The organism is Polaribacter sp. 20A6, assembly GCF_011378915.1.
Classification (GTDB): Bacteria; Bacteroidota; Bacteroidia; order Flavobacteriales; family Flavobacteriaceae; genus Polaribacter; species Polaribacter sejongensis.
This window is the reverse complement of the sequence record NZ_WTPZ01000002.1, coordinates 620,671-646,537: the sequence shown is the minus strand read 5'-3', so window position 1 is coordinate 646,537 and position 25,867 is coordinate 620,671. Positions and strand designations below refer to the sequence as shown.

General features: G+C 30.5%; 27 protein-coding genes. 12 read left to right on the top strand and 15 right to left on the bottom strand.

Annotation, left to right across the window (positions count from 1 at the left end; genetic code table 11):
- Positions 1-15 precede the first annotated feature (15 nt).
- Both GQS57_RS06630 and GQS57_RS06625 read left to right on the top strand, forming a co-directional pair.
- On the top strand, positions 16-702 hold the full coding sequence (locus GQS57_RS06630) for a ComF family protein (protein WP_165731786.1): 687 nt from the start codon (positions 16-18) through the stop codon (positions 700-702).
- A gap of 56 nt (positions 703-758) precedes the next feature.
- Positions 759-2,381 (top strand): Ig-like domain-containing protein, encoded by a 1,623-nt coding sequence (locus tag GQS57_RS06625; RefSeq protein ID WP_165731785.1) that lies wholly within the window; start codon positions 759-761, stop codon positions 2,379-2,381.
- Positions 2,382-2,425: 44 nt separating this feature from the next.
- Here the strand turns inward: GQS57_RS06625 and GQS57_RS06620 are convergent, their stop codons facing one another.
- Both GQS57_RS06620 and GQS57_RS06615 read right to left on the bottom strand, forming a co-directional pair.
- Entirely contained in the window at positions 2,426-3,595 is a 1,170-nt protein-coding gene (locus GQS57_RS06620; protein ID WP_368855183.1) for a cystathionine gamma-synthase, read from the bottom strand.
- A 181-nt stretch (positions 3,596-3,776) separates the two neighbouring features.
- Positions 3,777-4,232, bottom strand: a complete 456-nt coding sequence (locus GQS57_RS06615; RefSeq protein WP_165731783.1) for a DinB family protein — start codon at positions 4,230-4,232, stop codon at positions 3,777-3,779.
- A gap of 41 nt (positions 4,233-4,273) precedes the next feature.
- On the opposite strand from GQS57_RS06615, the gene GQS57_RS06610 reads away from it, so the two are divergent.
- A complete protein-coding gene (locus GQS57_RS06610; protein WP_165731782.1) occupies positions 4,274-4,621 on the top strand; it encodes an arsenate reductase family protein in 348 nt (115 codons plus the stop codon).
- Positions 4,622-4,645: 24 nt separating this feature from the next.
- On the opposite strand, the gene GQS57_RS06605 is transcribed toward GQS57_RS06610, so the two are convergent.
- The 4 genes from GQS57_RS06605 to GQS57_RS06590 all read right to left on the bottom strand — a co-directional run bounded on the left by GQS57_RS06605 (position 4,646) and on the right by GQS57_RS06590 (position 7,684).
- Complete coding sequence (locus tag GQS57_RS06605) at positions 4,646-5,122, bottom strand: DUF4252 domain-containing protein (RefSeq protein ID WP_165731781.1); 477 nt, start codon at positions 5,120-5,122, stop codon at positions 4,646-4,648.
- A gap of 68 nt (positions 5,123-5,190) precedes the next feature.
- Positions 5,191-5,664 (bottom strand): hypothetical protein, encoded by a 474-nt coding sequence (locus GQS57_RS06600; protein ID WP_165731780.1) that lies wholly within the window; start codon positions 5,662-5,664, stop codon positions 5,191-5,193.
- A 17-nt stretch (positions 5,665-5,681) separates the two neighbouring features.
- A complete protein-coding gene (locus tag GQS57_RS06595; RefSeq protein WP_165731779.1) occupies positions 5,682-6,665 on the bottom strand; it encodes a glycosyltransferase family 4 protein in 984 nt (327 codons plus the stop codon).
- 92 nt (positions 6,666-6,757) lie between these two features.
- Positions 6,758-7,684, bottom strand: coding sequence for a hypothetical protein (locus GQS57_RS06590; RefSeq protein WP_165731778.1), 927 nt, complete (start codon positions 7,682-7,684; stop codon positions 6,758-6,760).
- A gap of 100 nt (positions 7,685-7,784) precedes the next feature.
- Between GQS57_RS06590 and GQS57_RS06585 the strand changes: the two genes are divergently transcribed.
- Genes GQS57_RS06585 through mscL form a run of 3 tightly spaced genes read left to right on the top strand, consistent with a single transcriptional unit; the run spans position 7,785 to position 9,965 of the window.
- Complete coding sequence (locus GQS57_RS06585) at positions 7,785-8,405, top strand: thymidine kinase (RefSeq protein WP_165731777.1); 621 nt, start codon at positions 7,785-7,787, stop codon at positions 8,403-8,405.
- Positions 8,406-9,503, top strand: a complete 1,098-nt coding sequence (alr, locus tag GQS57_RS06580) for an alanine racemase (protein ID WP_165731776.1) — start codon at positions 8,406-8,408, stop codon at positions 9,501-9,503.
- A 51-nt stretch (positions 9,504-9,554) separates the two neighbouring features.
- Positions 9,555-9,965 (top strand): large conductance mechanosensitive channel protein MscL, encoded by a 411-nt coding sequence (gene mscL, locus GQS57_RS06575; RefSeq protein ID WP_240915441.1) that lies wholly within the window; start codon positions 9,555-9,557, stop codon positions 9,963-9,965.
- Between the two features lie 71 nt (positions 9,966-10,036).
- Here the strand turns inward: mscL and truB are convergent, their stop codons facing one another.
- The 7 genes from truB to GQS57_RS06540 all read right to left on the bottom strand — a co-directional run bounded on the left by truB (position 10,037) and on the right by GQS57_RS06540 (position 17,453).
- Positions 10,037-10,747 (bottom strand): tRNA pseudouridine(55) synthase TruB, encoded by a 711-nt coding sequence (gene truB, locus GQS57_RS06570; RefSeq protein ID WP_165731775.1) that lies wholly within the window; start codon positions 10,745-10,747, stop codon positions 10,037-10,039.
- 58 nt (positions 10,748-10,805) lie between these two features.
- Positions 10,806-11,600: an undecaprenyl-diphosphate phosphatase gene (locus GQS57_RS06565; protein WP_165731774.1), complete on the bottom strand. Its 795-nt coding sequence runs from the start codon at positions 11,598-11,600 to the stop codon at positions 10,806-10,808.
- 2 nt (positions 11,601-11,602) lie between these two features.
- A complete protein-coding gene (locus tag GQS57_RS06560; RefSeq protein ID WP_165731773.1) occupies positions 11,603-11,845 on the bottom strand; it encodes a DUF3098 domain-containing protein in 243 nt (80 codons plus the stop codon).
- Positions 11,846-11,849: 4 nt separating this feature from the next.
- On the bottom strand, positions 11,850-12,728 hold the full coding sequence (locus tag GQS57_RS06555) for an ABC transporter permease (protein ID WP_165731772.1): 879 nt from the start codon (positions 12,726-12,728) through the stop codon (positions 11,850-11,852).
- A gap of 73 nt (positions 12,729-12,801) precedes the next feature.
- Positions 12,802-13,203, bottom strand: a complete 402-nt coding sequence (gene mce, locus GQS57_RS06550; RefSeq protein ID WP_165731771.1) for a methylmalonyl-CoA epimerase — start codon at positions 13,201-13,203, stop codon at positions 12,802-12,804.
- Positions 13,204-13,252: 49 nt separating this feature from the next.
- Positions 13,253-14,677, bottom strand: a complete 1,425-nt coding sequence (locus GQS57_RS06545; RefSeq protein WP_165731770.1) for a DUF5689 domain-containing protein — start codon at positions 14,675-14,677, stop codon at positions 13,253-13,255.
- 19 nt (positions 14,678-14,696) lie between these two features.
- On the bottom strand, positions 14,697-17,453 hold the full coding sequence (locus GQS57_RS06540; RefSeq protein ID WP_165731769.1) for a carboxypeptidase-like regulatory domain-containing protein: 2,757 nt from the start codon (positions 17,451-17,453) through the stop codon (positions 14,697-14,699).
- A gap of 143 nt (positions 17,454-17,596) precedes the next feature.
- Here GQS57_RS06540 and GQS57_RS06535 point away from each other — a divergent pair, with 143 nt between their 5' ends.
- Positions 17,597-18,652 (top strand): endonuclease/exonuclease/phosphatase family protein, encoded by a 1,056-nt coding sequence (locus tag GQS57_RS06535; protein WP_165731768.1) that lies wholly within the window; start codon positions 17,597-17,599, stop codon positions 18,650-18,652.
- A gap of 422 nt (positions 18,653-19,074) precedes the next feature.
- Here the strand turns inward: GQS57_RS06535 and GQS57_RS06530 are convergent, their stop codons facing one another.
- Complete coding sequence (locus GQS57_RS06530; RefSeq protein WP_165731767.1) at positions 19,075-20,598, bottom strand: ribonuclease E/G; 1,524 nt, start codon at positions 20,596-20,598, stop codon at positions 19,075-19,077.
- A gap of 293 nt (positions 20,599-20,891) precedes the next feature.
- Positions 20,892-21,182: an HU family DNA-binding protein gene (locus GQS57_RS06525; RefSeq protein ID WP_036824254.1), complete on the bottom strand. Its 291-nt coding sequence runs from the start codon at positions 21,180-21,182 to the stop codon at positions 20,892-20,894.
- Positions 21,183-21,323: 141 nt separating this feature from the next.
- On the opposite strand from GQS57_RS06525, the gene mutY reads away from it, so the two are divergent.
- From mutY to GQS57_RS06500, 5 genes are all read left to right on the top strand, one after another.
- Positions 21,324-22,367, top strand: a complete 1,044-nt coding sequence (gene mutY / locus GQS57_RS06520) for an A/G-specific adenine glycosylase (protein ID WP_165731766.1) — start codon at positions 21,324-21,326, stop codon at positions 22,365-22,367.
- A gap of 176 nt (positions 22,368-22,543) precedes the next feature.
- Positions 22,544-22,987, top strand: a complete 444-nt coding sequence (locus GQS57_RS06515; RefSeq protein WP_165731765.1) for a single-stranded DNA-binding protein — start codon at positions 22,544-22,546, stop codon at positions 22,985-22,987.
- A gap of 19 nt (positions 22,988-23,006) precedes the next feature.
- Positions 23,007-24,335: a gliding motility-associated protein GldE gene (locus GQS57_RS06510; RefSeq protein WP_165731764.1), complete on the top strand. Its 1,329-nt coding sequence runs from the start codon at positions 23,007-23,009 to the stop codon at positions 24,333-24,335.
- Entirely contained in the window at positions 24,328-24,879 is a 552-nt protein-coding gene (gene gldD, locus GQS57_RS06505) for a gliding motility lipoprotein GldD (protein WP_165731763.1), read from the top strand. Before GQS57_RS06510 ends, gldD begins: the two co-directional genes overlap by 8 nt.
- A gap of 39 nt (positions 24,880-24,918) precedes the next feature.
- Positions 24,919-25,776 carry a DMT family transporter gene (locus GQS57_RS06500; protein ID WP_165731762.1) on the top strand — a complete coding sequence of 286 codons (858 nt, stop codon included), beginning with the start codon at positions 24,919-24,921 and terminating at the stop codon, positions 25,774-25,776.
- Positions 25,777-25,867 lie beyond the last annotated feature (91 nt).

Genomic DNA, 25,867 nt, shown 5'->3' with positions numbered 1-25,867 from the left:
AAAGGCTTTGTAAAAATGCGAATTTTAAAAGACTTATTCAATCTTTTTTACCCTAAATTATGTGCAAATTGCGATAATCAACTCATTAAGAATGAAAATGCAATATGTACATTTTGCAGGCACGACTTACCTTTAACTAATTTTACAAACTATTCTGAAAATAAAATAACTAAAACATTCTATGGAAGAATTACCATAGAAAAAGCATATTCTTTATTATTTTACAGAAAAATAGGGATTACCAAAAAATTAATTCACGAATTAAAATACAAAGGAAATGAAGAAGTTGGTGTCTTTTTCGGAAATTGGTTGGGAGAAATGTTAATAGAAAATAATGAATTTTCTGCTATTGACGTTATTGTTCCAGTTCCGTTACATCCTAAAAAACGAAGGGAAAGAGGTTATAATCAAGTTTCAAAATTTGGTAAGGCCTTGAGTAATCATCTAGAAAAACCCTTTGTAGAAGATATTTTATTAAGAACCTCTACTTCAAAAACTCAAACTTTTAAGGCTCGTTTTGAGCGTTTTAATAATAACGACACCAAATTTCAGTTATCTAATGTAGCAGCCTTAAAAAACAAACACATTTTACTAATTGATGATGTTATTACAACTGGCGCAACCCTAGAAGCATGTGCAAAAGAACTGCAAAAAACCGAAGGTGTAAAAATTAGTATTTTAACAATGGCATACACCGAATAAACTTTATGATTTTTAAGTCAAAAATATATTGTTAATTTGTATAAAATTTACTTTTTGTGAGACACTTTTTTAAATTTATTTTTTTTAGCATTTCAATTCTAATTTTAACCAACTGCGCAAGAACAGGAAACCCTGAAGGTGGCCCGAAAGATGAAGATGCACCTTTGTTTGTTACTTCTACACCTGCGTATGAAACTATTAATTTTGATGCAAAAGAAATAGAACTTAACTTTAATGAATACATAAAATTAAAGGATCTAAACACACAACTTATTGTTTCTCCTCCTTTAAAAACACCTTTATTGGTTACACCACAAAGTACAGCCAGTAAATTTTTAAATATAGAAATTCTAGATACTTTAACTAAAAACACTACTTATATTATAAACTTTGGTAACGCTATTGAAGACAATAATGAAGGAAATAAGTTAGAAAACTTTAAATATGTTTTTTCTACCGGAAAATATATAGATTCACTTTCTACTTCTGGAGCAATTAAAGATGCTTCCTCAGACGAAATTCAGAAAAACATTAATGTTCTTTTGTATAAAATTGATAGTTCTTTTACAGATTCTATTGTTTTTAAAAACAAACCGAATTATGTAGCAAACTCTTTAGATACTTCACTTTTTAATCTTACTAACTTAAAAGAAGGTAAGTATTTAATGATTGCATTAAAAGAATCTATTAATGATTACCTTTTTAATCCTAAAGAAGATAAAATAGGTTTTTTTACAGATACCATAACTTTACCTAGAGATAGTATTATAAAAAAACCAATAATATTGTTTAAAGAAACTCAACCTTATTCATTTAAACGTGGAAAAGAAATTACGAGAGGTAAGATTGAATTTGGTTATGAAGGTGAAATAAAAGATTTAAAAGTTCAAATTATTTCTGATACTCCGGATGATTTTAAAAGTGTTTCTAAACTTCAAATGGATAAAGACACACTAAATTACTGGTACAAACCTTTTGAAGCAGATTCTTTAAATTTTATAGTTACAAACGATAGGTTTATAGATACGGTTACGGTAAAACTTCGTAAGAAAAAAACAGACTCATTAATTTTAAGCTCTTCTGTAAGTGGAACATTACAACTTAGAGATACTTTTTTTATAAAAGGAAATAACCCGCTTGTAAAAATTGATACGAGCAAGATTACCTTGATAGATAAAGATACATTGTCAGTTCCTTTTGTTAGTATTATTTCTAACATAGAAAATAAAATAGCCTTTGTTTTTGATAAAGAACCACAACAGAAATATGCTTTTAAGATGATGCCAGACGCTATTTCTGATATCTTTGAACAAAAAAATGATACCTTAAATTATAAATTTACTACAAAAGAAATTGAAGATTACGGAAGAATTACCATGGATATTGTAAACGAAACTTCTAATCATTTAATTATTGAACTTTTAGAAGGAAAAAACAAAGACAAACTTATAGAAAGACGTTTTATTTCAGGTTCTGGTCAAATACGATACAATCTATTAGAACCAAAAACCTATTTTATTAGAGCCATTATTGATGAAAATAAAAACAATAAATGGGACACTGGTAATTACTTGCTAAAACAACAACCAGAAAGCATTATTTATTATCCTCAGGAATTAAAATTACGTGCAAACTACTACTTAGACGGAAATGTGTTTACTGTTAAGAATCCTGAATAAGTTTTAAATTAAAATCATAAAAAAAGAGCCAATTGGCTCTTTTTTTATGATTTTAATGCAGATTCTAAATCTACAAGTATATCTTCTATATCTTCTATACCAACACTTAAACGAATTAAAGAATTTGTAATTCCCACTCTTTGTTTTTGTTCTTCTGGCATAGAACCATGAGACATTGTTATTGGATGATTAGATAAACTCTCTACGCCACCTAAAGATTCTGCCAACGTAAATATTTTAGTATTTTCTAAAAATGCATACGCTGCTTCTTGTGTCTCCTCTTTTAATCGGAAAGATACCATTCCGCCAAAACCGTTCATTTGACTTTTTGCCAATTCATAATTTGGATGCTTTTCTAAACCAGGATAATAAACTTGACTAACTTTCGGATGCTTTTCTAGAAATTTAGCTACTGCAATTCCGTTTTCGCAATGACGTTGCATTCTTATATGTAAGGTTTTTATACCTCTTAATGCTAAAAAAGAATCCATCGGACCAGCAATTGCTCCTGCTGCAGATTGAATAAAATGAATGTCTTCTGCCAACTTTTTATCTTTTACAACCAAAGCTCCCATAATTAAATCACTATGACCACCTAAATATTTTGTAGCAGAATGCATTACAATATCTGTTCCTAAGTCTAAAGGTTGCTGTAAGTAAGGTGTTGCAAAGGTATTATCTACCCCTATTAAAATAGTTGAATCAACATCTTTTACAGCTGATGAAATTGCTTTTATATCGGCAATTTTCATCAACGGATTTGTAGGTGTTTCTATCCAAACTAGTTTTGTATTTTCTGTAATGGCATCTGTAATGTTTGTAACATCGTCCATGTTTACAAAAGAAAACTCTAACCCGTATTTTTGAAATAATTTGGTAAACATTCTATAACTTCCTCCATACAAATCGTCTCCTGCAATAATTTCATCACCCGGATTTAATAAACGCAAAACAGCATCTATTGCTGCCAAACCAGATGCAAATGCAAATCCGTGTGTTCCATTTTCTAAAGATGCTAAACTATTTTCTAAAGCAGCTCTTGTTGGGTTTCCTCCTCTTGAGTATTCGAATCCTTTATGTTCTGTAGGACTCGTTTTTGCAAAAGTAGATGTTAAAAAAACTGGAGGCATTACTGCTCCAGTAGTTTCTTCTGGTTTTTGACCTCCGTGAATAGTTTTTGTATTGAATTTCATCTTTAAAAATGTATTGGTAATTTTATATTGCTATAAGTTAGCAAACTAGTTTAGCCCAGATTGAAGTGGCATCCTTTTTATAACCTATAATGAGGAAAATCTATTTTAAGCTATGAGATTGCGAATCTCACAGAAAAAGTGTGATTCGCAATGACAGCTATAAAAAGATATAACGAAAAGCTGGAAATAGCTTCTAATAAACCTATAAAAATTTCTTGATAGATCTTATAATTCCATAGTGAATTCCTTCGTGAAAATTGTTAAAAGAAATAGCAGCTTCTATAGAATTTAGTACAAAACCAGTGCTTGTTGGGTATTCTGCAAAATTCTCAAAAATACCAGCTTCATAATCCTCTTGTAAAGTGTCTGGTAAACCTAAAAGCAACTCTTTAACTTCTTCGAACTCCTCTTCTGTAAAAGTCTTTGTTGGTACCGTTCCTTTTTTATAATCTTCAATTAACTCATCTGGACACAAACAGTTTAAATCTGCTAATTTGTAGTTTAAAAGTTGTTGTGTAACCACTAAATGTGCCACATTCCAAGCAATATTGTTTTTAAAACCTGCAGGAATTGTATGGATTTGCTCTAAAGTTAAGCCCTCTAATTCTTTTAAAACTAGTGTGCGAGATGTTCTTAAAAGATCGAATTGTATGTTCATTTTTTTGTGTAATTTTGGAGATGTAAATATAATCTATAAAAATGAAGAAAGTCTATTTTTTACAAACTTGTGATACTTGCCGAAGAATTTTAAAAGAGGTAAATACCGATGGTTTTGAACGACAAGAAATTAAAGCAAACAACGTTACTGCAGCTCAATTAGAAGAAATGTATGCCCTTTCCGGTAGTTATGAAGCACTTTTTAATAAACGTGCAAAGTTGTATAAATCTATGGATTTAAAAAACCAAATGTTGTCTGAGTCTGATTATAGACAGTTTCTTTTGGATGAATACACGTTTTTAAAGCGTCCGGTTTTTATTGTTGATAAAGAAATTTTTATTGGAAATAGTAAAAAAGTAATTGAAGCTTTAAAAGAGAAGATTAGTTAAACCTTCTCTTTTTATTCTTGTTTTTTAATTTGATGAAACCTTTAAATCTGATGAAGAAATCATTGCCGCTAATTCATCGTGTGTAATTTTAGTTTTTAAACCAAAAAGCACCATTTTATCTGAGTCGCTGTTTGCTCTTATAATTATTTCTCTAATATACTTGCCTTCTTCTATAAAAAACAATTCAGCTTTACTTCCGTTTTCTTTTACTCTAGCAAGTGTTTTTAGGTTATTTTTTCTCCCGAATTTTCTAAAATCCTTGGAAAGATTGCTATCTTCATTATTGAAAATCATCAATTTAAAATCACTCGATTTTCTAATGATGTTCATTAAATCGTCATCTTCTTCATTATCTAAAAATGAACCAGCCAAAGAAGCTGATAAATTGATAGAAAAAGTAGATTTTTCTTTATTTGAATTATAGAAATTTTGAAATGCTGCATCTTGTGCAGAAATTGCAGTTATAAAAAGTGAGAAAAAAATTATTGCTAAATGTTTCATGTTAGTCGGTTTTAAATTGAAGACGACCACCAACTACATTTGTTACAATTGTTTAAAAATTGGAGTTATTAAAAACTCATAGAAATCCCCATAGAAGCCCCTTTCACACTAAAATTAAAAGACGGATTAAGGTTAGAACTTACACTTGGAACATCTACATTATATAAATCTACAGCTTCTTTTGTTTTTCTATTAACGGCTTTTACAATAGGAATTGACGCTACAATGAAGGCTGCTCCTACTCCTACTAAAGCCCATTTTGGTTCTCCTCCGCCAATTGCAGTTCCTACAGGAAACCCAACTAAACCACCACCTGCAACACCTAAAATCATTCCCCAAGTCTGATTTGATTTTGCAGATTTCATTAATTCAAAAGCTTGTTTGTTGTCTTTCATTACTTCTTGCATTTGACTTAAAGTTAAGTTTGAGTCATTTTGAGAAAAGATATAACCTCCAAATACTTTTTTTGTTTCGATTTTTTGAGCATTCGCAAAGGATAATGCAAAAACTGATAAGACAATTGTAAAAATTAGTTTTTTCATTTTAAATGTAGTTTTGGTTAATTGGATTGATATACTTTTATTAAGTTTTCTGCTTCTTTTTCTGCACTCCAATTTTTTAGAATTTCTTCTCTTGCTTCTTTACCTAGAAGTGGAATTTCACTATTTAATGACTGAGATAAAAGTTTTTCTAATTCAGAGATATTTCCTGCTTCAACCAAATAACCATTCTTTTGATTGTCTATTAATGAAGAATGGACTCCCACATTTTTAGTTGCAATTACAGAACATCCACAAGACATAGCTTCTGCAGTTACTAAAGAAAATCCTTCTGAAAAACTAGGTACAACAGCAATTTTTGAAGCTTGATAATAAGAAACAATATCTGATGTTTCATCTACAAAATATACTTGATCTGCAATATGATGTTTTTTAGAAATCGTTTTTAATTCCTCTAAAAAAACGGGTTTATCTACTTTACCAACTATTACCAAAGCCCAGTTTTTATGGTCTTTTAAAACCTTAGCTGCTTCTAATAAAACTACTTGCCCTTTTGCTTTTCGAACTCTCCCTGCACATAAAATAATATTTTCTTGCTGAATGTTTTCTAAAGTAACATCCTTTTTAGGAGAAAACAAATCCACATTTACTCCATGACCAACAATGGTATTTTTTATACCTAAGTTTTTACTCATACTTTCTATGAGTGTTACCACTTTATCTGCTTTTTTTAATAATTTTAAAGTTAAACCAGACGGCGTAGTTTCTGCATGACGTGTTGCAATCAAGGTAAACTTTGCACCTAAAAAACGTAGAAATAACATTCTCATTATTTCATTATTTCTATGACAATGCACAACAACTTCTCGATCAGAAAAAAGAAGTTTCTTTAATTTTGAAGTTGTAATTTTTTTCCCTTCCACATTATAACCATAAATATAGGTTTCATATTCCTTTTCAAAAAAAGGAAGCACGTTTTCTATACTTCTAGTAACTCCGGTTCTTCGTTTATGAAAATGTGTATGTATTAAAATTGGTTTCAAGAGTTGTCCTGTTTTCTGGATTTAATTAATAAAATAGCGCAGCAAATAATACTGTTTTATAAAAATATTTGCGGCGCTACATTTAAAAAAAATTATGCAAATTTACGTTCTACAATTTCTATAAAACGAGCTTCTAATTCTTGTTGAGTAGACCAGTCGTAATCTGGTTTTACCATTTTATTGATAAATTTTAAAGCTTCCTTTTCGGTTCCGTACGTATTTAATTGAGAAACTACTCTATTAAAATCTTCTTGACTCCCATCAAACAAATTCTTTACAAAGGCAATTCTATCATTTAAACCTATTTGAATATTGGCAGAAAATTTATCATTTAATGATTTTGGTGCAGCAACAGGAATATCAAATAAAGTAGCCATTTGATCTACAGAGATAGTGTCTTGCAACTCTTCTTCTAAAGATAAAGTCTTACTTTCTTCAATTTTAACTTCTTCCTTTACTTCAACTGTCTCTGGTTCTGCAAATATAATATCTTCTATTTCATCAAAAGGTTGTTCTATAATTTCTTCAACTACAACCTTCACTTCTTCTTTCACCTCCTCTTCAATCTCTTCTTCTATCTGTTCTTCAATTTCCTCTTCGGCATCTTCTTCTGCTTCTTCTATCACTAACTCCTCTGCCAATTCTTCCTCAATTAATTCTTCTTCAATTAGCTCTTCCTCAATTTGGTCTTCAACAGGTAAAGTTACTTCCTCTTCTTCTATTTCATAAAGCGTTACTATTTCTTCTTCAATATCTTCTTTAACCGACTCAATATCAACCGAAACAACTTCTTGTTCTTCTTTTAATGCGATTCCTTTTTCTACATTTTCAATTAATTCATCTTTTGTTACTTCTAAATTGGGTGTTGTGTTTATATATTCCTCTACAAAAGCTAATAAAGATAATTTCTCATAAATTTCTTTCGATTTTTCTTTTAAAGCAAACACATCTTCTTTATTTTTTAATTGCAAAATGCTGTGTGCTAAACTCATTAAATCGGCTTCTAATTTTTTGTGCATAAGTTGTAAGTTGAAGTTATTTTTTCCTCGTAAATATTCCTAAATTTGTTGAAATTCAAAGTAACATCAAATTTAATATTCTAACGCCTAAAATTACAAAATGTTTCTCGAAAATACAGTAAATCATTCAGAACAATTTGGCTGGATTGAAGTAGTTTGCGGCTCTATGTTTTCTGGTAAAACAGAAGAATTGATTAGAAGACTAAAACGTGCTCAATTTGCAAAACAACGCGTAGAAATCTTTAAACCTGCGGTTGATACACGCTATGATGAAGAAGAAGTAGTTTCTCATAATGATAATAGAATTCGCTCCACACCTGTACCTGTTGCATCTAACATTCGCTTATTAGCCACTGATGTTGATGTTGTTGGTATTGATGAAGCTCAGTTTTTTGACGATGAAATTGTTGCCGTTTGTAACGACCTCGCCAACCGAGGTGTCCGAGTAATTGTTGCTGGATTAGATATGGATTTTAAAGGAAAACCATTTGGTCCAATGCCTGCTTTAATGGCAACTGCAGAATATGTTACCAAAGTGCATGCAGTATGCACACATACAGGAAACTTGGCAAATTACAGTTTTAGAAAAACCCAAAATGAGGATTTAGTGCTATTAGGAGAAACCCAAGAATATGAGCCTTTAAGTAGAGCTGCATATTACAAGGCACTCCAAAAACAAAAAATGTTAACACAAAAAGATGTTGATTCAACTGAGGAATAAATGAATAACCATGTTACAGTTTTAGAAATTGATGGAGATGCTCTATTGCATAACCTAAATTATTTTAAAGGCAAATTACAACCAGAAACAAAAATTTTAGCGGTTGTTAAAGCTTTTGCCTACGGTAGTGATGCCGCACAAATTGCTAAATTTTTAGAAGATAAGGTCGATTATTTTGCCGTAGCTTATGTTCATGAAGGAATTGCTTTGCGTGAAGCTGGTGTAGAAAGTCCTATTTTAGTCTTACACCCACATACACAAAACTTACAATCTGTTGTAGATTATAGATTAGAGCCTTGTTTATACAATTTTAAAATTTTTAATGCCTTTTTAAAACTGTCAGATGAAATTCCGTTAATGAATTACCCAGTTCACATAAAGTTTAATACAGGGTTAAATAGATTAGGGTTTTGGCATACAGATATTCCTAATATAATTGCTGATTTAAAGGAAACAACACACGTAAAAGTAGCTTCTTTATTTTCTCACTTGGCTGCAAGTGAAGATCTAGAGGAACAAGACTTTACCATTAATCAAATAAATAACTTTGCATACATTGCACAACAATTCTACAAACATTTAGGATACGAACCAATGTTACATATTCTAAATACTTCTGGCGTAATAAACTACCCAAAAGCACAATTTAATATGGTTAGAATTGGTATTGGCTTGTATGGTTTTGGTAATGATGAAAAAGAAACTGCTCAACTTAAAAATACACATAATCTAAAATCTATTATTTCTCAAATTCATATTATAGAACCAGGAGAAACAGTAGGCTACAACAGAGCTTATACCGCCAAAAGACAAAGCAAAACAGCAACAATACCAATTGGTCATGCAGATGGTTTATCTAGAAGATTGGGAAATAAAAAGGGCTATGTGCTTATAAATAATCAAAAAGCACCCATTATTGGTAATGTTTGTATGGACATGATTATGGTAGATATTACTAAAATTGATTGTGCTGAAGGTGATGAAGTAATCATCTTTAATAATCAAGAAATGATACAACATATTGCTGATGTTTCTGAAACCATACCTTACGAAACCTTAACCGCAATTTCACAGCGTGTTAACAAAATGTTAAAGTGATGATTATTTTTATTACTTTTGTATTCTAACAAATAATAAAAATAATAAAAAATGGGAATGCTTAAAGAGTTTAAAGACTTTGCAATGAAGGGAAACCTTATTGACATTGCAGTAGGTTTTGTAATGGGTGCAGCTTTTAAACAAGTTGTAACTTCTTTTACAGGAGGAATTGTTTCTCCACTAATTGGATTAATATTTAATACTGATTTAAAAGATTTGAAATGGATCGCTAAAGAGGGTGTTGTAGATGACGCTGGAAAAGTTGTTGGTGAAGTAGCTGTTTTATACGGAGATTTCTTAACAAACGTTATCGATTTTATAATTGTTGCTTTTGTAATGTTTATGATTGTAAAAGGTATTAACTCAACTAAAAAGAAAGAAGAACCAGCTCCAGCAGCTCCTGCAGGACCAAGTCAAGAAGACTTATTAGCAGAAATTAGAGATTTATTAGCTAAAAAATAAGTTTCTACACTTCTATATAAAACAAAAACCCAAGCAAATGCTTGGGTTTTTTATATAAAATATTTTAACTATTAAGGTTCTAGAGTGTCTTCTTGTATATCTTCAATAAATTGCTCTACTGAAACTCCATTTACAACAGAAAAATCACCAATTTTAGTTCTTCTTAATGCTGATAAATGTGCGCCTGAGTTTAAAGCCAATCCAAAATCATACGCTAAAGAACGAATATACGTTCCTTTACTACAAACCACTCTAAATTCTACTTCTGGTAAATTTATTTTTGTTATTTCAAACTCTGTTATGCTTACAGTTCTTGCTTTAATCTCTGTAGTTTCACCCTTTCTAGCTAACTCATACAAGCGCTTACCATCTTTCTTAATTGCCGAAAAAATAGGTGGTTTTTGCTCAATATCACCAATAAATTGCTTGGTAGTTTCGTGCAGTAACTCTTCTGTTATATGATCTGTAGAGTAGGTTTTATCTATTTCTGTTTCTAAATCGTAACTCGGTGTCGTTGCTCCGATTGTAAATGTACCTGTATATTCTTTTTCTTGTCCTTGGTAAACATGTATTTCTTTTGTCTGCTTACCTGTACAAATAATTAATAAACCTGTAGCAAGCGGATCTAAAGTACCTGCATGACCAACTTTAATTTTCTTAATATTAAAGCGTTGTCTAATTTCCCAACGAAGTTTGTTTACTACCTGAAAAGAAGTCCAATTTAAAGGTTTGTCTATTAACAAGACTTGACCGTTTTTATACTCTTCTGCTGTTTTTATCATTTTGAAGAAAAACTTTTTATGATGAAATCTCTGCTTTCACAGAAATATCAGACTACAATTAATTTAAAAGAGCGTAACCAATAGCTACAAAACCAACAATAGCACAGTATAATGAGAAGTAAGATAACTTACTTTTTTTAACCAATGCAATCATCCATTTACAAGCTAATAAACCTGATAAAAAAGCGGCTACAAAACCAATTGAAATTGGCAACATTTCTGAAGATTGAAAACTTAAATCTCCACCTAGTAAATCTTTACCTATTTTACCAAAAATTAATGGAACAACCATTAAGAAAGAAAAACGTGCTGCTTTTGTTCTATCAATACCTAATAAAACAGAGGTAGAAATTGTTGCTCCAGATCTAGAAATACCTGGCAACATTGCAATTGCTTGAGAAATTCCAATTATTAATGAATTAGAAAATGTTACTTCTTTATTTGTATTTTTTGCTTTATCTGCTAATAATAAAAGTACAGCAGTTACTAACAACATAACCCCTACTAATAGAATTTTTCCTCCAAAAAAAGACTCTAATTCTTCTTCAAAAAGTAAACCAACAGCAACAGCTGGAATCATAGAAAGAATTATTTTTAAAGAAAACTTAGATTCATCATTCCATTTAAATTGAAACAATCCTTTAAAAATTTCTGCTACTTCTTTTCTAAAAATAACCAAAGTACTTAGTGCTGTAGCAAAGTGTAAAACCACTGTAAAGGTTAAACTTTCTTCCGGTACAGAAGTATCTCCTAAAATTACCTTAGCCAATTCTAAATGACCACTTGAGGAAACTGGTAAAAACTCTGTTAATCCTTGTATAACACCTAAGATTATTGCTTCTAATATATCCATTATTATTTTTTTGGATTTGCTAAAATAGCATAAATTTCAATTCCTAAACCAATAATTACTAAAGTTGGAGCTAAACGAATACGCTGCCAATTATAGATTTCTTCATTAAAAACCTCAGGATTATCACTTCCGCCACCTGCCATAAATATAAAACCCATTGCAATAACGATCAGTCCAATAATCATGAATGTATAATTTCTTTTACCAAATAAAAAAACTGGTTGTTCTGTATTTTCGTTTGTCATTGTATTAATAATAAAGTTCGTCTGTTTGTAAGTTTAAAAAACGTTGTGTTGCGAAGTAAGTACTGATCCAAGTAATTAAAAAAGCTGATATTAAAACACCCCCAACTAAATATCCTAGCGTAACATAATCTTTAACCAAATGTAAACTCGGTGCTAGCTGATCTGCATAATAAATAATAATTCCTAAAGCAACTAGGGCTAAAAGGGCTCCAAAAAAACCCAATTTAATACTTTGCCAAATAAAAGGTCTTCTTATAAAACCTTTTGTAGCACCAACCATTTGCATGGTTTTAATATTAAATCGCTTAGAATATATAGATAACCTAATAGAACTATTAATTAATATCATTGCTATTAAACCAAAGAAACCACAAACAACCAATAGCCAAAAGCTAATTCGTTTTATGTTTTTGGTTAATAAGTTAATTAAAGGTTTATCATAAGAAACATCAGAAACAAAAGCATTTTTAAGAAAACGTGTTTCTAATTCTTGCATTTTTTCAGGTGTTACGTAATCTGCTTTTAAGTAGATATCTATTCCGTTTTTTAACGGATTTTCACCTAAGAATTCTAAAAAATCTTCACCAATTTCTTCACTATAAATTTTGGCTGCTTTTTCTTTACTGGTGTAAATAATTGTTCTTGTAAACTCTTCTTCTAATAAAGAATCTTTAAAACTGTTTCTATTTTTAGTAGAAACATTATCTTTTAAGAACAAAGTTATCGCTACTTTTTCTTTTACTTTATTGGCAACAAAGGTAGATTTTAACAAAACTAACCCTAAAATACCGACCATAAAAAGTACTAAGGCTATACTTACTACTACTGATAAGTAAGAAGATAGCAGTCGTCGTTTTTGATAAGCATCAAATTTAGAAGACATATTATAGAATTTTTTTTAAGCCTGCAAGATAATAATTAGAATGCAGTTACCGTAAATGTTAGCAGTATTTTAACTAATCTATTTCTTGACACAACTCAATAAGAACTCCGTTGGTAGATTTTGGATGCAAAAAAGCAACTAATTTATTATCTGCTCCTTTTTTTGGTTCCTTATTTAAAACAATAAAACCTTCATTTTCGAGTCTTTTTATCTCTGCTTTAATATCTGAAACCGCAAAAGCAATATGATGAATTCCTTCGCCTTTCTTTTCTATAAATTTAGCAATTGGACTTTCGGGGTTTGTAGCTTCTAATAATTCTATTTTATTAGGTCCTGATTTAAAAAAAGAAGTTTTTACTCCTTCGGATACTACTTCTTCTGTTTTATAATGTGGTTTTCCAAACAAGGAAGCATACAACGCATTCGATTTTTCTAAATCTTTTACAGCAATACCAATGTGCTCTATTTTATCCATTTTGTAAAAATAAGAAAACTTCTTAATTTTTCTAAATCAAAAAAACGCATCATTCTTTTCCATTTATTATTACATTATCTAACTCATAAGTACCGTCAAAATTCACATTTCCATTCCCTGTATATTTAAAGGCGATAAAAGCAGTACCGGAAAAAGCAGATAAATCGATATAAGTAGAGTGGACCCAATTTTTATAATTCTCTCCATCAGAAACAATTTTTGCAGGTAAAACAGTCCAAGTAGCAATATTTATATTGTTTTCGTTTCCATCAAAATTTGTAGAAATTAAAGCTTGTAATTCACTTCCATTTCCAAAACTATTAGAAGTTTCAAAAGATAAAAACTCTTGAGATGTATTGTCTAAATTAATTCCGCTAGTAATTAACCAAGTAATGGTACTTTCATCTCCAGAATTGATCGAATTAACTCTAGCTGCTTTACTTTGCGCATAAGTATCCGTATAAGACCTCCATGATTTCGTCCCTTCTTCTCTGAAGTTAATCCAATTTAAAACATCAATATCTCCAGACTCATTATCAAAGTTTTCTTCCAACAAAATTGTCGAATATTCTTCCGCAGTTAACGGTATGCACCTTTCATCAATCATAGTAACATCATTGGTATCATTTAAAACAAGCACCATTAAATCTCCACCATAATCTTTAGAAACAACCGCGTTTATAGTACCTGCTTTTTCTGGCAAAGTTTCGTTTGAAAAACGAGAGAAAGAACTCGTTTCTACCAATAATTCATCATACCCCAACCCTAAACAAGTTTTAATTTTACGTTGTGTATCAAAATCTTCTTTTGGATCTACATAAGATTTCCCTAATAATTTGGCATCGAAAAAAACGTTTTCTAGCATAATAAAAGTCCCAATATTAGAGGCATTAATCCCTCCAAATGGAATTAATTTTGGAATAATGTCTTCTGTAATTTCTGTTCTATAAATATGATTTGGAATTTGATTGGTAGTTACATTTTCAATTTCAGTAAGATCTGTAGTACTTATTTTTCCACCAATGGTAATATTACCATCTCCAGAATTTGTTTCGCCAACATACAAACCCTTTAAACGGATGTAAACCTCTCTACCAATATTAAATTTATTATAACTATTACTTAAATTCAAGGCAACTCTTATACCTGCTGTTGGATTTTCTGGAGTATCTTGCATGTAAAATTCTTTATAGAAATTTCCTGACTTATCTGATGAAACAACATAGCCTTTAACAACTATATCGGAAACAATTTCTAAGGGATCATTACCAATTATATACAATTCCTTTAGTTGTTTTATGGTTTTTAATTGAAGAGTGCCAGAAGAAATACTATCTATTATCTTACTTACAGCTTCATTTTCTTCATTCCCTAAACTTTCTGGCACCTTAAAATCGGCATCTTCTATACAAGTTACAAAAGAAATACTTGTTATTAGCGCCAAAACTATTGTGATTATTCTTTTCTTTTTCATCTTTCTATTTTTCTTTTTGTTAAAATGACACACTTACATTCATAAAATAAGTTGCACCTCTACCATACCAGTATTTATTTCCAAAAACAGGTTTGTCTAGAGATTTATCTTCTAATAATTGTCTGTAATTTGCATTTCTTCCTTGTTCAAAACCGCCAGATTTATAAGTTTTATTCAATAAATTATTTACCGTTGCAAAAAAACTAATGTAATAACCATTAATAAGAAAAGATTTCCCTCCCACTAAGTTTACGACAGAATAACTATCGAATTTCTCTTGCTTTAAAAGTCCTTGAGCTATTTCAGTATCATATTCTAAAAAGGGCAATCCGTCATCATCTAAATAAAAATTTTGAGACCTATTTAAAGGCGAAATATCTATAAAGGTGTTGCTAAAAAAGTTAAGTGTTGCTCCGCCCCACCAGTACGAAGGATCTCGGTATTCAAAACCCACGGAATATGCATTTTGAGGTCCGGCAGCTAATTTGTAATTCTTAAGATTTGTGGTTCCAAAATCTTTAAATCCGTTTACAAAACCAGCGACTAAAGATTCATTATCTGCTTCAGTTGTTAAATATAAATTAGGGTTGTTACCATACGTAAACTGACCAATAGCAGCGGCTCCTTTTAAATTTAAGCTAGCTGTAACTTGAGCTTCCAAACCCAATTCTAACCCCATATGTTTTTTACTAATTCCGCTTAAAATTTCTTGTACAAAAGCCGTATTATCTCCTCCAACACCATCTGCAAAATAAAAAGAAATCTCTGTTGCATCTTTTACAGATGTATAGTAAGCCGTAACTTTAGAGGTAATAATCGGACTTCTATATACATAACTAACATCTGTAGAAAGCGTTTTTTCACTTTGTAAATCTAAAACCACATTATTATTTTCTCTAGAGTTAGAAAACGTATTTCTAGTGGTAGGCGCAGTGGTTATATATGCTGCATTTATATCGACTAAATGCCGACCTGTAATTTTATATGTTACTCCTGTTTTAAAACCATAATTCATGAATTTTTGTGCTTCAGACATTCCTAAAGAATTCTCAGAAAAACTACCATTTTTATACAAACCCTCTCGCTGATGTGCTGTGTTAGAAACTTTGATAGCAGCATAAAAGTCTAATTTATTGTATCTAAATTGAGCTTGTGTAAAAGCAGAAATAATAGTAGAATTTAAATTGAAGTTATACTTAAATTCATCTCCTTCCCCTACTATTCTATTCGGATTTAAAAGGTCGTTTTGTTTCTCTTCTTCAGTGGAGCCAAAAGGATCGATATCCAAATATGTATCACCGCCTAATAAATCGATAACGCTTGCAAAATTATGAGAATGTAATTTTTTGTACTCAACTTTTCCGTTGATAGAAATATGATCATTTACCTCTGTATTTAAAATGGTATTTATAGTAAATTGTTTGTCGTCATTTCTATCTTCATACAAAACATAGGCATTTTGTAATCCCACATTATTGTTCGTTCTATTTGCGTCAAAAACCCGATTCCAATTTATCTGTCCGTCATTTACAAAATTATTTTCTGCATCATAGGCTCCTTCAAAATCATCATATCTTAAAAAATAACTAGGTAAATTTTGATAATATGCAGCACTCGGATTAGCACCTCCATTGTAATCAATTCTACTATTACCAATCTTCCCAAACTGATACGACACATTAGTATTTATAGCCGTCTTTTCGGAAATATTCCAATAATGGTTTAACATTAAAATAGGCTCGCTAACTTCTTTAATTCTAGAATTCACCTTCTTTCCATTTAAAAAACCCCAATAATCATTGTATTTTATGCCTTTTAAATCAAATACTTCTTGTGTATTTGGTGATGATTTCCCTCTTTTATTTGGCGTAAAAATCCCTGTAAAATTAATACTACTTTTATCATTTAACTTTTTTTCGATGGATGTAAAAAAAGCATATGCATTGTAAGAAGTAGCGTCATTAAAACCTTCATTTCCTGTCCTTCTACTTCCAGAAAATGTAAAAGCCCAATTATTTTTCAACATCCCGGTAGAATACGTCGCCATCATTCTATGCTGATAACTTCTATTGGAAGAAGAATACGAAATTCGTATTCCAGGTCTTTGTTCAGAAGCTCTTGTATTCATATTTGTAGCACCTAAAAGTCCTCCAAAAGTAACATCTGAAGGTGTTAACCCGTTTCTAAATTCCTGATTTCTTAACACATCATTCAATCCGCCCCAATTTCCCCATTGTGCTCTACCATCATAGATTTTATTCATTTCTATGCCGTTAATAAGCACTTTACCATTTCCTGAATCCAATCCCTTTATCTTAAAAAAGGAAGAACTAAATTCATAAGCAGCAGTTCTAAGAAAGATATCTTTTGATGCTTGTAGTAATCCAGAAATATTATCTGCAGAGCTAGCATCATCATTTAACTCATCATCTGTTAGTGTAATCAAACTTAAATCTTGATTTTCTATAACTGTTTTAAATAAAAAGATACTTCCTAAATCTAAAGTTTTTCCCGAGAGTTCTATGGGAATATTTTGAGTTTCATACCCAACCAATGTTAATTCTAAAATAGCTTTTCCGTTTTGGAAATTTTTAAATATAAAATTACCATTTAGGTCCGTAGTTTGGTTTTGAGACGTGTTTCTAATTTTAACTAAAACACCTTTAAGCGGTTTCTTAGAATTGTTCTCTAAAATAATTCCCTTCATAACACTCTGTCCATTAACCTCTAAAAATGAAACTAACAGCAAGCATATTACCATAACATTTTTTTTCATAAACCATAAATTGAACTCTAAATTTTCTTTTTCCCTTGCACTTAAAGTTAGCGAAAAAATAATAAAGCATTGAATTTCAATCTATCTTAACTAATAAAATAACTTTAGTTTCTTACTTTTACTACTTTATAAAAACACTAAAAATGAATAAGAAAATATTTTTTATTTTTATTTTTTCGCTAACAATTACGGTATGTAATTCTCAGAAAAACGGAAAAAAATATAACATTAGAACCATTGCTTTTTACAATCTAGAAAACTTATTTGACACGATTAACGACGTAAATAAAAATGACGAAGCAAGTCCAATTATGGAGTTAAAATCGAATAAATCTAAGGTTTATTGGGATAAAATTGAAAAACTAAGCAGTACAATTGCTCAAATTGGAGAAGATAAAACAAAAACAAGTCCGGCTATTATTGGTGTTTCTGAAGTAGAAAATTTAAATGTGTTAGAAGATTTAATACACTCTAAACATTTAGTGCAAAATGATTACGGGATTATACATTACGATTCTCCTGACAAAAGAGGAATAGACGTTGCCTTATTGTATCAGAAAAAATACTTTAACCCTATTCATCATGAAGTGTTTAACCCCAAAATATTTAAAGATAATTACCCTATTTACACCAGAGATCAATTATTAGTTTCTGGGTATTTAGATGATGAATTGATACATATTATTGTAAACCATTGGCCATCTAGAAGAGGTGGCGAAGCTGCAAGTAGGCCCAATAGAGAAAAAGCTGCCTACCAAAATACTAAGATTATAGAACAAGTTAGAAAACAAGACGCCAATGCTAAAATATTAATTATGGGAGATTTTAATGATGATCCTAATAATTCTAGCTTTAAAAATGTGCTAAAGACTAAAAGTAGAAAGAAAGAAGTGGCAGAAGGTGATTTATATAACCCTTATGAAGACATGTTTCGTAGAGGATTTAACACCTTAAAATATAGAGATAAAATAAATTTATTTGATATGATTTTCTTCACCTCACCTCTTTTAGATAAAGGTGAAAAAGATTTTTCTACATATAAAATGTACAAAGCAATGATTTTTAACAAGCGCTTTTTAACTACTAAGAAGGGAAAATATAAAGGATATCCTTTTAGAAGTTTTTCTAGCGGAAATTACACAGGTGGTTATTCTGACCATTATCCAGTTTATTTATATTTGATTAAGGAAGCTGAATAGTATTAAGAATTAAAACATTTTTCTTAGCGCTCAGTTTTTTATTTTTAACTTTTTGTGGAGAAAGGACAATTGTTACTGCTCAGTTTTGTAGTATCACTGTTATGGGATTTCTCAATACTTCGAAATGACAAGTTTTATGACTGAGTTTTGTGTTATCGTCGTTATACAACTACTCAATGATTCGAAGTCACTCTATGGTGGTTTTTTTAAGAACTACTCTATCTAGTTCTTTATATGCGTTAAGGATAGAGCAATTGTTTGAGCTCTTTTTTGTTTTTCACGAAAAAAGCGAGTGCGAAAGCCTGCCCCTTGTGGTAACGCCCAAAGAATTACCAAAACCTTATAAAAACACAAAACCCCGAAACATAGACGTTTCGGGGTTTTTTGATAAAAAATTATTGCCTTTATTTTATAAATTAAATCTATTTAGATTTAAATTTATAATTTAAGTATGTGTAAGCGTCACGAGGTATAATTGTAATCCACTTTTTGTGTTTTAAATACCATTTAAAACGTATAGAATTCACTCCTTTTGTTAGATAAGATGCAATAAAAGGGTGTACATTTAACTGTACTTTTCCTGCTTTAGAGGTTGACATAAATTTCTCTAAATCTGCTTCTATTTTGTCTAACAAAACAATAGGTGCTTCTACTTCTCCATTTATATTTGGGTTGGCTTCGGTAGTTTTTATACTTAACTCTGGTCTTACCCTTTGTCTTGTAATTTGTACCAATCCAAACTTACTTGGAGGTAATATTTTATGCTTTGTTCTATCTAAAGCCATTTGATCTTTCAAGTGCTGAAACAGTTTATTTCTGTTTTCTGCTTTGTGCATATCAATAAAATCTACAACTATAATACCTCCCATATCACGCAGTTGTAACTGTCGTGCTATTTCGGTAGCTGAAATTAGATTTACTTCTAATGCAGTATCTTCTTGAGAACCGGCTTTATTAGAACGGTTTCCGCTATTTACATCAATAACATGTAATGCTTCTGTGTGCTCTATAACTAAATAGGCACCTTTACTCATAGAAACTGTTTTTCCAAATGATGTTTTAATTTGTCTTTCTATTCCGTATTTTTCAAAAATAGGAGTTTCAGATCTGTGTAATTTTACAATTTTCTCCTTTTCGGGATAAATTTCATGTAAATACTCTTTTATTTCTTCTTTCAAAGTTTCATCATTTGTTACAATACTAGTAAAAGAATCATTCATAACATCTCTTAAAATAGACGATGCTCTGTTTAACTCGCTTAAGATTTTTGTTGGCGTGTTTGTATTTGGTATACTTTTACACATTTTTACCCAACGTTCTAATGAGTTTTGCAAATCTTTGTCTAGTTCTGCAACTTTTTTGCCCTCGGCAACAGTTCTTAAAATAACACCAAACCCTTTAGGTTTAATGCTTTTTGCTAATCTTTTTAAACGTTCTTTTTCTTTTGGGTCTGCTATTTTTTGAGAAACAGAAACTCGGTTAGAAAAAGGAACTAAAACCAAATATCTACCTGCTATAGACAACTCTGAACTTAATCTTGGTCCTTTTGTAGAAATTGGTTCTTTTACTATTTGTACTAATAGGTTTTGCCCTGTTTTTAGTACTTGGTTAATACTACCGTCTTTGTTAATGTCTTCCTCTTTTTGGAAGTTCTTTAAAGTGAATTCTTTATACTTACCTGTGCTTACTTTCTTAATGAACGAATTTAATGAGTTTACTTGCGCACCTAAATCATGATAATGTAAAAACCCATCTTTTGGGTACCCTACATTTACAAAGGCTGCATTTAAACCAGTTAAAACTTTTCCTATTTTGGCTAAAAATATATCGCCAACCGAGAATTTGTTATCACTAGTTTCATTATTTAATTCAATAAGTTTTCCATCTCTTAATAAGGCAAAATCAATATCAGATGAATTTGAACGAATTATTAATTCTGTTTTCATGCTGAAATGGTTTTAACTCTACACATAATTGTGCAGATGGGATTAATATTGTCAGGTATTTTGTAATACCGTGTGAGATTGTATAATCTCTTATGTCAATGAACTTTTTTGTTTTTTCGCTACAATAAACGAAAAAGTAAGCGGATGCTTACTTTTTCTTCTTGTGTCTATTTGCTCTTGCTCTTTTCTTTCTCTTGTGTGTAGAGATCTTAGCTCTTTTTCTTTTTTTACCGCTTGGCATAATGTTTAGAATTTTTAAATCCGTTAAGATTTAGATTAATATTGTGTGTTTGTTACTTTACTACTACTTTACTCTTCACTCCTTCAGTAAAAGTTTTTGCCGGTTTAAAGGCAGGAATATTGTGTGCTGGAATCTTAATTGTAGTATTCTTAGAAATATTTCTACCAGTCTTTTCTGCTCTTGTTTTGATAATAAAACTACCAAAACCTCTCAAATAAACGTTGTCGCCATTTTCTAATGCATCTTTCACTTCAGTCATGAATGCTTCTACAGTTGCTAATACATCTGTTTTTTCGATTCCTGATTTATCTGAAATTTTTGATACTATATCTGCTTTCGTCATGTCTCTATATTTACTATATTTTTATTAATTTACTTTCAAAAATGCGGATGCAAATATATGATAATTAATCAACTCCAAAAATAATAACACTTAAATTTATGTGAATTTTATAATGTAATATTGCAAACCTATTTTTAAGCAATGATATTTTCTAACACGTTAATTTACTGGTACTTACAAAACAACCGAGATCTACCCTGGCGAAAAACCAAAAACCCATATTTTATTTGGCTGTCAGAAATCATGTTACAACAAACAAGAGTTGCTCAAGGTTTGTCTTATTATTTAAAATTTACCACAGATTTTCCAACTGTTTTTAACCTCGCTAAAGCGGATGAAAGTACCGTTTTAAAAATGTGGCAAGGGTTAGGATATTATTCCAGAGCCAGAAACCTTCACTTTTCTGCAAAACAAATTGCAAACGAACTTAATGGCGAATTCCCTAATACTTATAAAGAGATTATAAAACTAAAAGGAATTGGAGATTATACCGCCTCTGCAATTGCCTCTATTTGCTTTAACGAACCAACTGCAGTTGTAGATGGCAACGTTTACAGAGTGCTTTCTCGTTATTATGGTATAAATACACCTATTAACTCATCCGCAGGAATTAAAGAGTTTAAAACACTAGCACAGTCTTTAATAGACGAAACGCAACCAGGAACCTATAACCAAGCCATTATGGATTTTGGCGCGCTGCACTGCAAACCTCAAAATCCGCTTTGCGAAACTTGTCCTTTTTCTGATAGTTGTGTTGCTTTAGAGAAAAAGTTAACCAAAGAACTTCCTGTAAAAGAGAAGAAAATAAAGGTAAGAAAAAGATACTTTAATTTTCTTGTAATAAAAACAAATGACGGCACCACTATTTTATCAGAAAGAAAAGGAAAAGGAATCTGGCAAGGTTTATACCAATTCCCATTAATTGAAAGTGATAAAATCATTAATAAGGAAGAATTAGTTTCATCTGAAGAATTCATCAATTTATTTCCTTTAGAAACTACCATTTCACTTTTTAACCCAAAAGAGATTGTACATAAATTATCTCATCAACATTTATATACCCAATTCTGGATTGTAGAAACTGCAAATACTGCCGAAACAACGATAAAATGGAATGAAATTGAAAAATATCCTGTTCCTATTTTAATTGCAAATTTTTTAGAAGCTTTTCAAGCTAAAAAGTAATTGATATTTTTAGTACTTTTGAGGTACAGTTATTAAACAAATTAAGTTTGTCTACTCGAGTAGTACTAAAATTAAAATAATTAAATATTTTAATTGCATTTAGCAACGTAGTTTCTCGAAGGTTTAAAATCGATAGATATAAACTAAACAAGACTTAATACAAAAAAAAGAAAGCGATGGCAGCAGGAACAATAAACAAGGTGATTTTAATTGGTAATTTAGGTGACGATGTTAAAATGCACTATTTTGATGATCAAAATTGTGTAGGTAGATTTCCAATAGCAACCAGTGAAAGCTATACAAATAAACAAAACGGAGAAAAAGTTACTTCTACCGATTGGCACAATCTTGTTGTAAGAAACGGATTGGCAAAAGTGTGTGAAAAATATTTATCTAAAGGAGATAAAGTATATATAGAAGGGAAATTAAGAAACCGCCAATGGGAACAAGACGGAGTAAAACGTTACGCTACAGAAGTTCATGTAAATGAAATGACCATGCTTTCTACCAAGAAAAATGCGGATAACTCAACCCCTGTTGCACCACAACAAGAATCTAAACCTTCTGCACCAGCACCAAAAGCTGAAACCCCAGAAGAAGACGATGATTTACCATTTTAATTAATCTAACTTATAACAATTGGACCCAGATCCCGAAATATTACTTTCATTATTTGCCTCAATAGATTTTGTAACTACGTTTAATTCAGTTTTTCTAATTGTTTTACTTGTTAGCTCTGCTTTAGTTTCTGGAGCAGAAGTTGCTTTTTTCTCACTTTCACAAACAGATTTAAACGAACTTTCTAACAACGGTAAAGATCAAAACATAGTCGTTAGTTTATTAGAAAAACCTCGAAAGCTATTAGCCACAATTTTAATAACCAACAATTTTATAAATATCTTAATTGTATTATTGTTTGCTTCATTGGCAGAAACCTTATTTGGTAGTTTCGACTTTAAACTAGAACTATTTTCACTTTTAATTCCTACTCGTTTTTTATTAGAAATTGTTCTTGTAACCTTTCTAATCCTATTATTTGGCGAGGTTTTACCTAAAGTTTACGCTTCCAGAAATGCACTTAGCTTTTCTAAAACAATGTCTAAGTTTATACACACCATAAACATTTTACTAACACCTTTTAGCCTACCTCTAATTACACTAACAAAGTGGATAGAAAAAAAATTAGGCAGTAAAAACTCTAATTTTTCAGTAGAAACACTATCACAAGCACTAGAGCTAACTTCTGAAGGCGCAACCACAAAAGACGAACAAAAAATTCTTGAAGGAATTGTAAACTTCGGAAATACAGAAACCGTACAAATCATGGTTCCTCGTATAGATATTTTTGCACTTTCTGATACTGAATCCTACGAAGTAGTTTTAGAAAAAATCCTAAAAAACGGCTACTCTAGAAACCCTGTTTACAAAGATAACATAGACAATATTGTTGGGGTTTTATACGCTAAAGACTTATTAGCTCATTTAAATAAAACAACTTTTAAATGGCAAGAATTACTAAGAGAAACTTTTTTTGTACCAGAAAACAAAAAGTTAGATGATTTATTAGCCGATTTTAGAGAAAAGAAAAATCACTTAGCAATTGTTGTTGATGAATATGGAGGAACAAGCGGCTTACTGACTTTAGAAGACGTAATAGAAGAGATTGTTGGCGATATAAATGATGAATTTGATGATGAAGATTTACATTATTCTAAAATAGACGCTAACAATTATATTTTTGAAGGTAAAACAAGTATTAAAGATTTCTGCAAAGTTTTAGATGACGAGGATGAAGAAATATTTGAACAAGAAAAAGGAGAAAGTGAAACCTTAGCCGGCTTTATTTTAGAAATTTCTGGTAAATTCCCTAAGAAAGGAGAGAAAATAAACTTCAAGAACTATACGTTTACCATAGAAGCGTTAGATAAAAAACGCATTAAACAAGTTAAAGCTACACGAAATGCGTAATATTTTTCTATTAATTTTTGTAATCCTATTTCTATCTTGTAAAGAGGATGTTTTACCCAAACCAAAAGGATATTTAAGTTTAACATACCCTACAAAAGACTACAAAAAATTAGATTTAGAAAGACCTTATTCTTTTGATGTTTTAAAAAACACAAAAGTTTATGACGACCCTAAAAATTGGCTTACCATAAAATACCCTGACTTAAAAGCTTCTATAGACATCACCTACAGACCGGTAGAAAATAACATTAAAGAACTGCTAACAGAAGCAGAAAAATTGGTTTTTAAACACACTATAAAAGCAGAGCAAATTATTCCAAAAGATTTTGTAAATCCTAAGAAAAGAGTTTTTGGTAGCATGTATGAAATAACGGGTAATGCGGCCTCTCAAATTCAATTTCACATAACAGATAGTACCAAAAACTTTATAAAAGGATCCTTGTATTTTTACGCAAAACCAAACTACGACTCCATTTTACCTGCAGTAGATTATGTTAAAAAAGACATTTTACGTTTAGTAGAAACACTAGAGTGGAAACAATAAATAAAGCTTACCCCCCTACCAAACCCCATAGTTTCTTTAATGGAAAATACTCACGTAAAAAATTTATCCCTCTTAATTTTAGCAACATTATTTATAAGCACCTCTGGTGTTTTAGGTAAATATATTGCTTTACCAGCGGAAGTAATTATTTTATGTAGAGCTAGTTTTGCTGCCGTTTTAGTTTATATTTTTTGTAAAGTTCAGAAAATAGATTTAAAAATAAAATTTAAAAAAGATTATTATTCTTTTGCAATTAATGGCTTTTTCTTAGGAGCTCATTGGGTAACCTATTTTTATGCTTTAAAGCTATCTAACGTTGCTTTAGGAATGTTGTCTTTATACACATTTCCTGTAATGGCTGCACTTTTAGAGCCCTTTTTCTCTAAACAAAAACTAAATAAAATTCATGTTTTATTAGGAGTCTTTGTATTAATTGGCGTGTATATTTTAGTACCAGATTTTTCTATAGAAAACAATGAAGCCAAAGGAGTTTTATTAGGTATTTTATCTGCTCTTTGTTATGCTTTAAGAAATTTAACCACCAAAAAGCACGTTACCAACTATAACGGGAGTACAATTATGCTTTACCAATTAATTATTGTGACTCTATTATTAATACCTGTTTTATTCTTCAGTGATATTTCTAACTTTGAAAGTCAATTGCCTTTGTTATTATTAATTGCTTTATTAACAACAGCCATTGGCCACACCATGATGATTCACTCCTTAAAACACTTCACAGTCGCTACAGCAAGTATAATTAGCAGCGTGCAACCTGTTTTTGGTATTATTATCGCTTACATCTTTGTAAATGAAATTCCGAGTATGAATACAATTATAGGAGGAAGCTTAATTTTATTTACAGTAATTGTCGAAAGCGTAAGAAGTAAAAAATAAAATTACAAATCACTATTCCCCTCTATCTTATTTAACTACTCAACTGTATTTATTCTTCTCAAAAACTAAAATAAAATCATTTATATAAGAT

Excerpts from the sequence above, each read along its gene's own strand:
- GQS57_RS06630 (WP_165731786.1), top strand. The coding sequence starts at position 16 with ATGCGAATTTTAAAAGACTTATTCAATCTTTTTTACCCTAAATTATGT.
- GQS57_RS06615 (WP_165731783.1), bottom strand. The coding sequence starts at position 4,232 with ATGAACATACAATTCGATCTTTTAAGAACATCTCGCACACTAGTTTTA.
- GQS57_RS06610 (WP_165731782.1), top strand. The coding sequence starts at position 4,274 with ATGAAGAAAGTCTATTTTTTACAAACTTGTGATACTTGCCGAAGAATT.
- GQS57_RS06605 (WP_165731781.1), bottom strand. The coding sequence starts at position 5,122 with ATGAAACATTTAGCAATAATTTTTTTCTCACTTTTTATAACTGCAATT.
- GQS57_RS06600 (WP_165731780.1), bottom strand. The coding sequence starts at position 5,664 with ATGAAAAAACTAATTTTTACAATTGTCTTATCAGTTTTTGCATTATCC.
- GQS57_RS06590 (WP_165731778.1), bottom strand. The coding sequence starts at position 7,684 with ATGCACAAAAAATTAGAAGCCGATTTAATGAGTTTAGCACACAGCATT.
- GQS57_RS06585 (WP_165731777.1), top strand. The coding sequence starts at position 7,785 with ATGTTTCTCGAAAATACAGTAAATCATTCAGAACAATTTGGCTGGATT.
- alr (WP_165731776.1), top strand. The coding sequence starts at position 8,406 with ATGAATAACCATGTTACAGTTTTAGAAATTGATGGAGATGCTCTATTG.
- mscL (WP_240915441.1), top strand. The coding sequence starts at position 9,555 with ATGGGAATGCTTAAAGAGTTTAAAGACTTTGCAATGAAGGGAAACCTT.
- truB (WP_165731775.1), bottom strand. The coding sequence starts at position 10,747 with ATGATAAAAACAGCAGAAGAGTATAAAAACGGTCAAGTCTTGTTAATA.
- GQS57_RS06565 (WP_165731774.1), bottom strand. The coding sequence starts at position 11,600 with ATGGATATATTAGAAGCAATAATCTTAGGTGTTATACAAGGATTAACA.
- GQS57_RS06560 (WP_165731773.1), bottom strand. The coding sequence starts at position 11,845 with ATGACAAACGAAAATACAGAACAACCAGTTTTTTTATTTGGTAAAAGA.
- GQS57_RS06555 (WP_165731772.1), bottom strand. The coding sequence starts at position 12,728 with ATGTCTTCTAAATTTGATGCTTATCAAAAACGACGACTGCTATCTTCT.
- mce (WP_165731771.1), bottom strand. The coding sequence starts at position 13,203 with ATGGATAAAATAGAGCACATTGGTATTGCTGTAAAAGATTTAGAAAAA.
- GQS57_RS06545 (WP_165731770.1), bottom strand. The coding sequence starts at position 14,677 with ATGAAAAAGAAAAGAATAATCACAATAGTTTTGGCGCTAATAACAAGT.
- GQS57_RS06540 (WP_165731769.1), bottom strand. The coding sequence starts at position 17,453 with ATGAAAAAAAATGTTATGGTAATATGCTTGCTGTTAGTTTCATTTTTA.
- GQS57_RS06535 (WP_165731768.1), top strand. The coding sequence starts at position 17,597 with ATGAATAAGAAAATATTTTTTATTTTTATTTTTTCGCTAACAATTACG.
- GQS57_RS06530 (WP_165731767.1), bottom strand. The coding sequence starts at position 20,598 with ATGAAAACAGAATTAATAATTCGTTCAAATTCATCTGATATTGATTTT.
- GQS57_RS06525 (WP_036824254.1), bottom strand. The coding sequence starts at position 21,182 with ATGACGAAAGCAGATATAGTATCAAAAATTTCAGATAAATCAGGAATC.
- mutY (WP_165731766.1), top strand. The coding sequence starts at position 21,324 with ATGATATTTTCTAACACGTTAATTTACTGGTACTTACAAAACAACCGA.
- GQS57_RS06515 (WP_165731765.1), top strand. The coding sequence starts at position 22,544 with ATGGCAGCAGGAACAATAAACAAGGTGATTTTAATTGGTAATTTAGGT.
- gldD (WP_165731763.1), top strand. The coding sequence starts at position 24,328 with ATGCGTAATATTTTTCTATTAATTTTTGTAATCCTATTTCTATCTTGT.
- GQS57_RS06500 (WP_165731762.1), top strand. The coding sequence starts at position 24,919 with ATGGAAAATACTCACGTAAAAAATTTATCCCTCTTAATTTTAGCAACA.